The sequence below is a fragment of the Methylobacter svalbardensis genome (assembly GCF_037671525.1).
Lineage (GTDB): Bacteria > Pseudomonadota > Gammaproteobacteria > Methylococcales > Methylomonadaceae > Methylobacter_A > Methylobacter_A svalbardensis.
Map to the genome: position 1 here is coordinate 1 of NZ_JAWPOH010000081.1, position 11,557 is coordinate 11,557.

The following is an 11,557-nucleotide window of genomic DNA, read 5'->3' on the forward strand; positions in this document are numbered from 1 at the left end:
TTGCGTCTCTGCCCAACCTTGACATGATTCAGGTATGCTTGATTTTGGCGACTTGGCTAGGTTTTCGATTAGCTTTATGGCTCTATTCTTTAGTCGTTTATCACCTAAATCTAAATTACGAAATTCTCTATTTGCCCAATTCATAGCTAAAATGATTCTACTTTACTAAATCTTAACAACTTGTGTGTAAGGAGATGGGTAATAGGTTTAATTGTCGAAGTCATGACACTGCTCCTATCTTGAAATAAGGCGGATTGCCTCATTTCTTAACATAGGAAAATGTCACATTCAGTCAACCCCTCTCAGGCTTATGATCGCAGCGGCAATAGCGCGTAGCGGTTTAGTCCTTCGGCCAATACCGGCCAATCAGCTATGCCATTCGGTTTGACAAATATTGCGACAAAGCCCAAATCGCTTAACTTTCATACTTAGGACGCATTAGTTAATAAGTGTAACAAAACAACTAGAATTCGAATTAAACTTAAAGGGGTATCTTCGATCTATTTGTAACACTTATTTATTAACAGCTCCTTAGTTATAAGTCATGCATTTTAAACTCCGTTACTACCCCCTTTTGATCACACAATAACTCGGCAAACTTTTTCGCCGGTAAGGGGCGGCTTTTAATAAAGCCCTGATAAAGGTCACAACCAGTCTTGCGTAAGAAAGCCAACTGCTCCGGCGTTTCAACGCCTTCCGCCAGCACCTTGAATCCTAAGGTGTGCCCCATCGCCACAATGGTCGCTGCAATGATCATGTCGTCAGTATTATAGGGAATCTCAGCAATGAAGCTCTTGTCGATTTTCAGCACATCCAGAGAGAAACGTTTGAGGTAAGCCAGTGACGAATACCCTGTGCCGAAATCGTCAATGGCAAGACGAATGCCTTGTATATGCAGGCTGTTGAGAACAACCGTCGTTTTGTCCTGATTTTCCATCAATCCGCTTTCTGTTATTTCCAATTCCAGCCGCCCTGCTGGAAAACGGGTTTCGGCCAGTACCTTTGCAGCTAAGTCGCTAATGTCGCTACGATGGAACTGGTGCGAGGAAACATTAACCGCCATGGTTAACGGCGGCAACTCCATATCCAGCCACAGCCGACCTTGCCGACACGCTTCTCTCAGCACCCATTCGCCAATCTCCACAATCAAACTGGTTTCCTCGGCAATGGCGATAAAGCGGATTGGCAGAATCAATCCTTCGACAGGGTCTTGCCAGCGCACCAAGGCCTCAGCGCCGACAATACGCCCACTGGCAATATCAATTTGCGGCTGGTAGAACACGCGCAGCTCGTGTTGTTCGATCGCCTTCCGTAGCCGTGCCTCCAACGCAATACGCTCGCATGCAGCAATCGTCAGGTCTTTGGAAAAATAGGCAAAACAGCCACGTCCATTTTCTTTGGCGTGATACAGCGCTACGTCAGCGTAATCCAGTAATATTTCAGAGTTATTTCCGTGTTGCGGATACAGGCTGATACCAATGCTGACACCAATCCGTACGTCGTCACTTTGGATCAATTTAAAGGGTTTGCTTAAATCAGTGATAATTATTTCAGCGACCCGTGCGGCATCGTCCGGGTGAGTAATATCTTCCAGCAACACGATAAACTCATCGCCGCCCAAACGGGCAACCATGTCTACATCGCGCAACCGGGTTGTGATTCTTTCAGCGACTTGTTGCAGCAGTTCGTCGCCCGCCTGATGGCCCAGGCTGTCGTTGACTGCTTTAAAACGATCCAGATCGAGCATCAGCAAGGCTAATTGCTTGCCTTCGCGGCGTTCCACGTCAATGCTGTGCTTCAACCGTTCCTGCAACAGCCGACGGTTAGGAAGCTTGGTTAGTAAATCATAAAAGGCAAGTTGTTTGATCGCGTCTTCTGCTGACTTTCGGTCGGTGATGTCGCGCAGGGCGATGACGTAGCCGGGTTGTCCGTCCCATTCCAGCGGTGCGGAACGCATTTCTGCCCAAGCGAGTCCCTGCGGACGTATCAGATTAATGTCCTGATAGCTGCTTTTATCAGGATTGACTGGAATCGCCAGCGATTGACCGACTAACGGGCTGCGTGCCAGCAGGATTTCGGCAGCGTGGTTGGCATAGAGTACGACGCCCTGGCTATCTACAACCAAAACGCCGTCGGTGATAGTGTTAAGAATCAGGTCGAGCTTGGAGAGGTGGGTGGCCATAGTCGGCAAGTTTGCTTAAACGATGATGGTTTGTACGCCGATTCCTTTAGATTCGGTGTAATGGCCGCGATGCCTGAAGGCACTAGCGACAGGTTGTCGAGCGCAACGGTAATCTGCTCGACCAGACGGCGGGGTTCGCTGCTCAACGATACCACATACACAGTCAGAACCAGTTTGTGCTGAAGTTGCGCGGTAACGCGAAAGTAGACCTCACCCGTATGCACCGTAACCCACATTGTTATTAGCCTGTCGGCGAGGTACCCATGACACTGCGCTTGCTTGAGTTTGTTGAGGGCGGTGTATTCGTCAGCAGCTGAGATATTAGGAAGGGGCATAATGAGTCTCCACCGTGTTGAGCTTGAGAGATTATTAAATGAGTCGCTCCGTAAGTCTGTACGCCATCGCACATTGAGCTCGACTGAAGATTTTCTCTTTTTGAGTGACGTTATCGATTCGCGAATTGTGGGAGAGCATGATGCTCTGATTCGTGAGTCTGGTTCCTCTGATTCAGGGCTGCTTAAGTGGCTAAATAATCACTCGAGACGATGTCTCTCGACAAGCCTTGGTCTGTGTCTCAGCATCAACATATCCTATTCTAAATAAATATTGCACCGTCTCACCGTCCGGAATGGGTCGCTATGTTAATCTACACATAGCGACCCCTACACATAGGGGTCGATTTGAGCCGGTGAACAATCCCGCTTGTCATAATTGCCACTGACCTGGGTTTTCTGCGATAGTAGCAAACGATCCAGCACAGGTAGCCGCCATGACCCATCCAGCGCCACTCCCGTTATCGCCCTATTGCCCTTCAATCCTCGCCGAGCAACTGCTGAGCGGCGGGCAAAGGATTTTACTGTTTGGCGAGACCGGTATCGGCAAATCCACGCTGACCGCCGAACTCGCGCGGATATTATCCGAAAGAGGCCTAAGCTGCTTCTGCATCGCCGCCGATCCCGGATCGCCCGGCTTCGGTTTGCCCGGAACCGTATCGCTGGGACAGTGGCGGGAGTCCGGCTGGCAAGTGTCGGCATTTGAAGCGCTTTGCACGCTGGATGCAGGCCGTTTCCGCCTGCCGCTGCTGTCGGCTGTCAGCCGGTTAATGCAAAAGGCTCCCCCGGGCTTGATGCTGATCGACGCCCCCGGCGTGGTCCGGGGCATTGCGGGTTCGGAATTGCTGACCGGCATGGTCGAGCTGTTGCAAATCGATACCGTGTTGGTGCTGAACCGCCAGTCGAAACCGCTGCCGTTAATGAACGAACTGTTGTCGTTGGGCGTCCGCATCCTGCCGGTGCATGCCCATCCTGAGGCCTGCCGTCCCGGCCAAAAGACCAGGGCGCACAAACGAACCGGGCAATGGCGAGCTTACCTCGCCGTCAGCGACGGGATAACGCTTGATCTTGCCGATCTTCGCGTGACCGGCTCGCCGCCGACCATCGATGTGCCGGATGCCTGGACCGGCCGCCAATGCGCTTTTATCGATACCGACCGAACCGTCAGCATCGGCGAGATCATCGCGCTGCAAGACGGGAAACTTCAAATCCGGCTGCCTGCGGCTGCGGCAACCACCCGGACATTGCTGGTGCGGGATGCCCGTTGCGAAAAAAACGGTCTGCTGGTCAGCGCCGCGCCGTTTGCATCCGGCAACCTGCAATTTCTGCCACCGCCCGACGCGATGCCCTATCCGACGACGGATTACAGCGGCGGGCCCAGGCCTACGGCCAAATTACGCGGCATGTACGCCACGATGGTCAACGGCGTGTTCGGCGACCCGCTGCTGCATCTGCGCCTGCACCAGCAGCAACGCAGCCTGCTGTTCGACCTGGGCGATTCGGGAAGATTGTCCACCCGAATCGCCCATCAAGTCAGCGATGTGTTCATCAGCCATGCCCATATCGATCATATCGGCGGCTTCTTGTGGCTGCTTCGCTGCCGCGTCGGCGATTTTCCTAGCTGCCGGATTTTCGGCCCGCCGGGTTTGATCGGCCATGTTAAAGGCATGATCGACGGCGTTCTTTGGGATCGCATCGGAGATACCGGGCCGCGTTTCGAAATCGCCGAAATTCACGGCAACCGGCTGCAACGGGCTCGTATTCAGACGGGCTGCGGGGATTGCGTCGATCTCCCGGAAATTCAGCTTGCCGAAGGATTGATCGTGGACGATCCGCAGTTCACTGTCCGCACGATCACGCTGGATCACCACACGCCGGTGCAGGCCTATGCCTTCGAGAGCAAGGCCAAATTCAACGTTGACAATACCGTTCTGAAAACCTTGGGCTTAGATGCCGGGCCTTGGCTGAACGAGCTGAAGCGGGTCATCGGCGCAGGCGATACCGCAGCGATGATCCGGCTGACCGATAACAGCAGCCGGATGGCGGGAGAACTGGGCGACCTTCTCCTTACCGTCACGCCCGGCGAAAAACTGGTCTATGCGACCGATCTGGCCGATACGGCAACCAACCGCGCCGCCCTGACCGCGTTGGCGCACAAGGCCGACTTCTTTTTCTGCGAAGCTTCTTTTCTGGAAGACGACATCGATCAGGCACGGAGAACCGGCCATCTGACCGCGCTGGCCTGCGGAGAGATTGCAAGCGCCGCCGATGTCAAACAACTGGTGCCGTTCCATTTCTCCAGGCGTTACGAAACAAGGCCTGAAGATGTTTACCTGGAATTAAGCGCCGCCTGTTCCCGCGTCATCATGCCTACGAAAAGTCGGTGATAACTTCCCGAAGATTCGCTAGTTCCCAAGCTCAAGCTTGGGAACTAGGTTACGGAAGCTCCAGCTTCCCGTCTCGCGAAGCTGGAGCTTCGCATCCCGGGTTCCCAATCTGGAGATTGGGAATCAGCACACTGCTCCTGCGTGGATTTACATCCTTCATTCTTGTAGTCGCTCATGTCTTCGTGGTAAAAGTAGACTACTAACAAAGCATCATAATTTATTCGTCACCTTTGGAGTCGCCGCTATTGGACAGTTTGCAGATACAACAGGAACCTCGCCCAGTCATCGGAACTATCGTTGAAGTGCATGGCCCGGTGGTGATTATCGACTGCACCCAGTTGCCGCCTTTGCGTCAGGCTTTATGCACCTGTTTCGACCACACCGTCTATTTTTTCGAAGTCCATCAGCATCTTGATGAACGGCATATCCGGGCTATCACTCTGCACGGCACGGCCGGATTAAGCCGGGGCATGACCGTATTCGATACCGGCGCGCCTTTGCATGTCCCTGTCTCCGAACAATGTCTGGGCCGGTTGCTGAATATATTCGGCGAGCCGCTGGATGGACTGCCGTCGTTGCCTAAAACCGAATTCCGCAATATTCACTCTAAACCGCTGCCGCTATCCGAAGCCATCGGCATGAGCGGCATTTTAGAAACCGGCATTAAAGTCATCGATTTACTCTGTCCTTTCGTGAAAGGCGGAAAAACCGGGTTATTCGGTGGCGCGGGGGTCGGCAAAACGGTGCTGGTCATGGAATTTATCCATGCCGTTTCCGCGATCCACAAAGGCGTTTCGGTCTTTGCCGGAGTCGGCGAACGCATCCGCGAAGCCCACGAATTATGGCGGGAAATGCAACAGGCGGGCGTCATGGACGATACTCTGATGGTGTTCGGACAAATGGATGAATCGCCCGGCGTGCGTTTTCGTGTCGCGCTATCAGCGCTGACTTATGCCGAATACCTGCGCGACACCCTGCATAAAGAAGTGCTGTTTGTGGTCGACAATGTGTTCCGTTTTGTTCAGGCCGGCAGTGAAATCTCCAGCCTGCTGGGTCGTATGCCCGCTACGGTGGGTTACCAGCCGACCTTGACCACGGAAGTTGCTGAGTTGCAGGACAGGATACTTTCCACCCGGCAAGGTGCCATCACCTCGGTGCAGGCGGTCTACGTACCGGCCGATGACATGACCGACCCGGCGGTCAGCGCGATACTCAGCCATCTGGATACCACGGTTATCCTGTCCAGGGATCAGGCCAGCAAAGGCATTTACCCGGCAGTCGATCCGTTGCGCTCCAGCAGTAAACTGATGGACAGAAATACACTGGGGGATCGCCATTATGCAATTGCCGAAGCGGTGCGCGAACATCTGGCGCGTTATCATGAACTGGAGGATATTATCGCGATGCTGGGCATTGAAGAATTGGCCGAGGTTGATCGACAAATCGTTATGCGCGCCCGTAAATTGCAACGTTATCTGACCCAGCCGTTTGCAGTTTTGGCTCAGCACACCAAACAAACCGGAGTTTCCGTGCCGCTGGCACAAACCTTGACCGATTGCGAAGCCTTTTTGGCGGGACATTATGATGATCTATCCGAAGAGCAATGCTATATGCGCGGCTCCATGCAGGACGAGTCATGAATCAATTCGTGCTGAATCTGTTTGATGCAAGCCATGAACAACACATCGCCGGCGTCACCTCCTTTATCGGTGAAGACGCTACCGGCTGCTTCGGCATTCAAGCCAATCATGCGCGATTTATGACTACATTGGTTTTCGGTTTGGCGCGTTTTTCCCTGTCGTTAGATGAATGGCAATATCTGGCTTTGCCGGGAGCGGTTGTCTATTTCAACAATAACGAGTTGACGGTCAGCACCCGGCATTTTCTGATCGACACCGACCTTGAACGGATCAGTACCTTATTGGAGCAGCAATTGATAGCCGAGGAGGAAGATCTGCGTGCAACCAGGGAAAGCCTGCACCGGATGGAACAGGCCATGATGAAACGCATGTTGGCGCTTAAACGCAAAACCAGTTGGCAGTCATGAATACTCAACAACGCCTCAAAAAGAAAATTGAAAGCCAGATCAAACGCATCAAAAAAGCGGAGCATGATCGACCTAATCTGCTGTCACAAACCGTTTATATCGGCACACTGGGTTTGGTCATGATATTGCCTGTTATTGGCGGCGTTTATTTAGGCCGCTGGCTGGACGGCATGATGGAAGGCTATTCGATGCGCTGGACGCTCAGCTTATTGTTTACGGGATTAGTGGTTGGTATTTTTAATGTATTTTTTCTGATTAAAGACTAACGTGAAAGCAGTGAGAGTAATCAAATTGCGGGGAATAAAAGTATCGTAGTATTCGCTTTTTTAGCGCCATGAAATGGACAGAGCACAACGAAACCCAACCAAGCTAAAGATTCTCCGCATTTAACAAGATAACTTCAATCTCTTCGGTAATTTCTTCCTGACGGTAAATCTGGGATTTTCTTTGCAGCTTTACGGTTTCATCGTCCAGGTGGTTTACCGCGCCTTCCAGATGCTGCAGACGGCTGTGGTTTTCTGCCGTTAGGGAGATGTAAAAAATTTCATGCAACACGGCCAATAGATAATGATCGATTAAGTTCGCAAAAAAATCGCCGGGTTCAAGATTCAGTACCGGCGGGTTGCGGTAGTGAAGGGTACTCTCATTTTGCTGAGGAAGGGGTGGAAGTACCTGCCGTTGGCTAATTGAACTGGCTGCGGTATCGTGATAAACAACGGTCAACTGTAATGCGGGAGTGGCTTTGCCGTGTAATGCGTTGAGGGCGCCAATCAGGCGGCTAATGATTGCGGGTACTTCTTCGGCGACATTAGCCCCTTCGAGTGTCGCTATGACCTCGGGAATAATGTCCTCCTGCCGGTTGCAAAGTCGGCTGCCAACCGCAATAACGCCGGTATAAGCTTGGTTTGCAATCGAATCAATCAGGCTTTCGTTAAAATCGCCGCAAAATCCGCGTTCCGCTCCCAGCAAAATACAGAGCTGTGCGGCGTTGTCGTCAATCTCTGCCAAGCCGGGATAAAAATCCAGAAAGTCCAGCGCCGCCCGTTCAATATTAGCCACGGCCTGACCTTGCATGGTTCTAAACCGCTGTAGTTTATGAATCTCCATAAAAGCCAGGTTTTTCATCGAATTTAAAATACTGCGTATCTCCTTCAGCTGGGTGATATGCAGTTGCAGTTCGCGGCTAAGACTCATGACGATTTAAGCCATTCGCGGAGCGCTTGCTGCCATTGTTCGGAGCTACTGTCCAAAGTCAAAGATGTGGTTTCGATGCCTTGCTCGATATTAACCAACATGTGTGCAATGTGGTTAGGATCAATCTGATTGAGCAGTCCGGCATTAAACGCCGTAAGCCAAGCCAGTTGAAACAGGTTGCTGTGCGGCGTCAGTCGATCCTGTTTTAACAGCTCCCGAAGCAACCGCCCCCGCTTGATTCTCGCTTCCATTGACGCTTCCAGCCGTTGACCGAAACGGGTGAAGGCTTCCAGCTCCAGAAATTGCAGATAATCCAGCTTCATTTGCCCGGCCTGATCGCGGATACTCATATCCTGAGCCTTGCCACCTATTCGCGATACCGAGCGGGTGATGTCGATGGCCGGGCGGAATCCCGACACAAACAAATCGTTATCCAGATAGATTTGCCCATCGGTAATGGATATCAGATTAGTTGGAATATAGGCGGCAATTTCCCCTTGTTGGGTTTCGATAATCGGCAAGGCGGTCATACTGCCGCCGCCGTTTTCGGCATTCAAGCAGGTCGAACGTTCCAACAGGCGGGAATGGACAAAGAAGATGTCGCCCGGATAGGCTTCGCGACCGGGCGGACGGCGCAGCAGCAAAGACAGCTCCCGATAAGTCCTGGCGTGGGTCGACAGATCATCGTAAATAATCAGCGTGTCCCGTCCTTGCGCCATCCAGTATTCGGCCAGCGCACAACCGGCAAACGGCGCGATATACTGTAAACCGGGCAAGGCGCTGGCTTCGGCGACCATGCACACGGTGTATTCCAGTGCGCCATAATTCTTCAGGGTTTCTATGGTGCTGACCACGGCAGAGCGTTTTTGACCAATCAGCACGTAGATGCAGACTACATTTTTATCTTTTTGATTAATGACGGTATCGATAGCGATTGAAGTTCTGCCCAGACCTTCATCGCCAACGATCAATTGCCTCTGGCCTTTGCCAATAGGAATCAGGGTGTCGATGATTTTAATGCCGGTATGCAGCGGTTTATGGACAAAATCGCGGGCGATAATCGCGGGCGAGCCTTTTTCCATATTTTCGCGCCCGGCCGAAGATGGGGGAACTTGTCCGTCCAATGGTGTTCCCAGCGGGTCAATTACCCGACCTAAAAACTCGTTGCCGACCGGTATGCTGAGCGAGTGTTTGGAAAAATGAACCATAGTGCCCGCTGTAAGGGCGTCAGTTTCATACAATAAAATTGCGCCGATTCGGTCGCGGTTAAGATCGAAAACCATGCCCCGGCTGCCGTCAGCAAAAACCAGAATATCATCGATAGCCGCCGATGGCAGGCCCTTGATCCAGCTAATGCCGTCGCCGATGGAGACTACTGTGCCTTGTTCGGTAACTCGCAATCCTAGTTGATAATTAGCCATCCAATCGGCTTGTTTGTCCAGTAGGCTGTTGTTGGGCATACTTTCAATCCGATTCATTGACAATCTCGGCAAAACCGATCAGTTCGTGTTGCAGGTTGGCGTTTAGCACCCAAGCGCCGATGTCCATACGCAGACCGGCAATGAGTGCTTCATCCTGAAGGTATTGAAAAATGATTTGACTGCTAATTAACGCACCCAGCTTTTGTTCCAGCTGGTGACGCATTTCAATAGATAACGAATAAGCGCTGGTTATTTTTATAGGCACCGATTTTTTAGCGCCGAGCATGGTCAAACACAGCTTGCAGGCATCCGGCAAGGTCGTCAAGTTGTCTATCAGCAGCGTAAATAAGCGCGCTTCCAGATCAGGCCCTGCGGATTGTTGCAACAGCATTCCGGCAAATTTAGCGGCGCTTTTCAAGGCCTGTTTTTCGGCCTGTTGTTGCAGCTCCTGCTGCTGCTTTGACAGCGTCACTTTGGCTTTTTGTCGTTCTTGCTCAAGATCGACATTTAACCTATCCAGTTGCACTCTTCTTTCGGCTTCGAGTTGTTGATGCAGAGCGGTGATAGCGGCCTGTTTTTCCTGCTCCCAGAGTTTTTGCCGGTTTTCATAAAGGCTACATTGCTGTTCCGCCTGCTGTTGCAGGTTTTTTGCGTCATTTAGCGATTGGTCGATAAACTGCTTGCGCTTGGCAATCACTTCCAGCAAAGGCTTATAAAAAAGCCGCTGCAAAATCCAGATCAGAATCAGGAAATTGATAATCTCGAGAACAAAAGTAGATAGATTGAATTCCATATTTGTACCTTCGAATTATTTCACGATGTATTCAAGTAACGGGTTCCTGAACAACACGATCAAAATAATTACCAGACAATAGATAGCCAGTGATTCAATCATAGCCAATCCGATAAACAAGGTACGCATAATCGAGCGTTCCGACTCCGGTTGCCTGGATAAGGCATCCAGCGCGCTGCCGATAGCTTTACCCATAGCCAAAGCAGGGAGCATTACGCCCAGCGCGATACCTATAATAGCAGCGATACTGGATCCAAAGACGATCGAGGCGATATCAGACATAAGTTACTCCGATGAATTAAGTTGTTGGGATTGTATAGCTCCGGCCAGATAGATCAGCGCCAGCATGCCGAAAATATAAGCCTGTACCAGAGCTTCAATGATGTGCAGCATTAAAATAGGAATCGGCGCGAGAAATCCTGCCACCAGTAATATCAACATCGCCGCCATTTCCAGACTCATCATATTACCGAATAAACGGATAGCCAGCGCCAGAGTGCGGGTAAGCTCGCTGATAATATGAAAAGGCAGCAAAATCGGGCTGGGGGTCAGGTAATGATGCAGATAGCTTTTCAAGCCTTGGGTTTTTATGCCAAACCAGTGTACCGAGAAAAACACCAGTATTGCTAGCGCTGAGGTTACTGAAAGGTCACGGGTCGGCGAATGCAAACCCGGTATTAATCCGACCAGATTGGCAATAATCAGAAACAGCCAAAGGGACGCAATAAAAGGCATAATCTGCCGCCCATGTTCCGGTGCGACAGCGGTAATGGCCTCGTCGATAGCAGCGACTATGCCTTCGACGATTGTCTGCAACGTGCCGGGTACTCTATCCAGATGCCGGGTTGAAAACCAGGCTATTGCCGTAATCAGCAACATGATACCCCAGGTAGTGATTAACGATACACCTATCACCACAGGGCCAAGAGCAAAAGTAAGTTCGTTTTCCATCAGAGTACCTGTTTAACCTTTAAAAGGATTGTACATCGATTACTCTACGTCTTATATCCTAATGAGGGTAAAGGTACCAAATTTTGAATCACAAACCCTACTTAGATTGAACGCATAAATAACATTCGCTAAGTTGAATCAAACGCAAGGCAAAAAAAAACCCAAGTGCAGAGACTTGGGTTTTTAATTTAAGAGCTTGGCAATTCCCTACTTTCGCATGGCAAACTGCCACACTATCATCGGCGCTAAA

At 51.1% G+C, this 11,557-nt stretch carries 12 protein-coding genes; 4 read left to right on the forward strand and 8 right to left on the reverse strand.

Features of this window, described 5'->3' with window-relative positions; genetic code table 11:
- From RW114_RS21060 to RW114_RS18160, 3 genes are all read right to left on the reverse strand, one after another.
- On the reverse strand, positions 1 to 144 hold a 144-nt coding region (locus tag RW114_RS21060), incomplete at its 3' end, for an IS4/Tn5 family transposase DNA-binding protein (protein WP_422614784.1).
- A 391-nt stretch (positions 145 to 535) separates the two neighbouring features.
- Positions 536 to 2,182 (reverse strand): putative bifunctional diguanylate cyclase/phosphodiesterase, encoded by a 1,647-nt coding sequence (locus RW114_RS18155; RefSeq protein ID WP_340124166.1) that lies wholly within the window; start codon positions 2,180 to 2,182, stop codon positions 536 to 538.
- Entirely contained in the window at positions 2,152 to 2,418 is a 267-nt protein-coding gene (locus tag RW114_RS18160) for a hypothetical protein (protein WP_340124167.1), read from the reverse strand. The genes RW114_RS18155 and RW114_RS18160 overlap by 31 nt, the downstream gene beginning before the upstream one ends.
- A 533-nt stretch (positions 2,419 to 2,951) precedes the next feature.
- Here RW114_RS18160 and RW114_RS18165 point away from each other — a divergent pair.
- From RW114_RS18165 to RW114_RS18180, 4 genes are all read left to right on the forward strand, one after another.
- The gene (locus RW114_RS18165) at positions 2,952 to 4,901 is read left to right on the forward strand and encodes a Clp1/GlmU family protein (RefSeq protein WP_340124168.1); all 1,950 of its coding nucleotides are present in this window, start codon (positions 2,952 to 2,954) and stop codon (positions 4,899 to 4,901) included.
- Positions 4,902 to 5,146: 245 nt separating this feature from the next.
- On the forward strand, positions 5,147 to 6,541 hold the full coding sequence (atpD, locus tag RW114_RS18170) for a F0F1 ATP synthase subunit beta (protein ID WP_340124169.1): 1,395 nt from the start codon (positions 5,147 to 5,149) through the stop codon (positions 6,539 to 6,541).
- On the forward strand, positions 6,538 to 6,948 hold the full coding sequence (locus RW114_RS18175; protein WP_340124170.1) for a F0F1 ATP synthase subunit delta/epsilon: 411 nt from the start codon (positions 6,538 to 6,540) through the stop codon (positions 6,946 to 6,948). The genes atpD and RW114_RS18175 overlap by 4 nt, the downstream gene beginning before the upstream one ends.
- Positions 6,945 to 7,214: an AtpZ/AtpI family protein gene (locus RW114_RS18180; protein WP_340124171.1), complete on the forward strand. Its 270-nt coding sequence runs from the start codon at positions 6,945 to 6,947 to the stop codon at positions 7,212 to 7,214. The genes RW114_RS18175 and RW114_RS18180 overlap by 4 nt, the downstream gene beginning before the upstream one ends.
- A gap of 103 nt (positions 7,215 to 7,317) precedes the next feature.
- Here the strand turns inward: RW114_RS18180 and RW114_RS18185 are convergent, their stop codons facing one another.
- The 5 genes from RW114_RS18185 to RW114_RS18205 are packed head-to-tail and all read right to left on the reverse strand — an operon-like array spanning position 7,318 to position 11,307.
- Positions 7,318 to 8,142, reverse strand: coding sequence for a F0F1 ATP synthase subunit gamma (locus tag RW114_RS18185; protein ID WP_340124172.1), 825 nt, complete (start codon positions 8,140 to 8,142; stop codon positions 7,318 to 7,320).
- A complete protein-coding gene (locus RW114_RS18190) occupies positions 8,139 to 9,620 on the reverse strand; it encodes a F0F1 ATP synthase subunit alpha (protein WP_340124173.1) in 1,482 nt (493 codons plus the stop codon). Before RW114_RS18190 ends, RW114_RS18185 begins: the two co-directional genes overlap by 4 nt.
- The gene (locus RW114_RS18195; RefSeq protein ID WP_340124174.1) at positions 9,607 to 10,356 is read right to left on the reverse strand and encodes a F0F1 ATP synthase subunit delta; all 750 of its coding nucleotides are present in this window, start codon (positions 10,354 to 10,356) and stop codon (positions 9,607 to 9,609) included. The genes RW114_RS18190 and RW114_RS18195 overlap by 14 nt, the downstream gene beginning before the upstream one ends.
- A 15-nt stretch (positions 10,357 to 10,371) precedes the next feature.
- Positions 10,372 to 10,638, reverse strand: a complete 267-nt coding sequence (locus RW114_RS18200) for an ATP synthase subunit c family protein (protein WP_340124175.1) — start codon at positions 10,636 to 10,638, stop codon at positions 10,372 to 10,374.
- A 3-nt stretch (positions 10,639 to 10,641) separates the two neighbouring features.
- Positions 10,642 to 11,307, reverse strand: a complete 666-nt coding sequence (locus RW114_RS18205) for a F0F1 ATP synthase subunit A (RefSeq protein WP_340124176.1) — start codon at positions 11,305 to 11,307, stop codon at positions 10,642 to 10,644.
- Between the last annotated feature and the right edge of the window lie 250 nt (positions 11,308 to 11,557).

Excerpts from the sequence above, each read along its gene's own strand:
- RW114_RS18185 (WP_340124172.1), bottom strand. The coding sequence starts at position 8,142 with ATGAGTCTTAGCCGCGAACTGCAACTGCATATCACCCAGCTGAAGGAG.
- RW114_RS18190 (WP_340124173.1), bottom strand. The coding sequence starts at position 9,620 with ATGAATCGGATTGAAAGTATGCCCAACAACAGCCTACTGGACAAACAA.
- RW114_RS18165 (WP_340124168.1), top strand. The coding sequence starts at position 2,952 with ATGACCCATCCAGCGCCACTCCCGTTATCGCCCTATTGCCCTTCAATC.
- RW114_RS18195 (WP_340124174.1), bottom strand. The coding sequence starts at position 10,356 with ATGGAATTCAATCTATCTACTTTTGTTCTCGAGATTATCAATTTCCTG.
- RW114_RS18160 (WP_340124167.1), bottom strand. The coding sequence starts at position 2,418 with ATGTGGGTTACGGTGCATACGGGTGAGGTCTACTTTCGCGTTACCGCG.
- RW114_RS18200 (WP_340124175.1), bottom strand. The coding sequence starts at position 10,638 with ATGTCTGATATCGCCTCGATCGTCTTTGGATCCAGTATCGCTGCTATT.
- RW114_RS18175 (WP_340124170.1), top strand. The coding sequence starts at position 6,538 with ATGAATCAATTCGTGCTGAATCTGTTTGATGCAAGCCATGAACAACAC.
- RW114_RS18180 (WP_340124171.1), top strand. The coding sequence starts at position 6,945 with ATGAATACTCAACAACGCCTCAAAAAGAAAATTGAAAGCCAGATCAAA.
- RW114_RS18205 (WP_340124176.1), bottom strand. The coding sequence starts at position 11,307 with ATGGAAAACGAACTTACTTTTGCTCTTGGCCCTGTGGTGATAGGTGTA.
- RW114_RS18155 (WP_340124166.1), bottom strand. The coding sequence starts at position 2,182 with ATGGCCACCCACCTCTCCAAGCTCGACCTGATTCTTAACACTATCACC.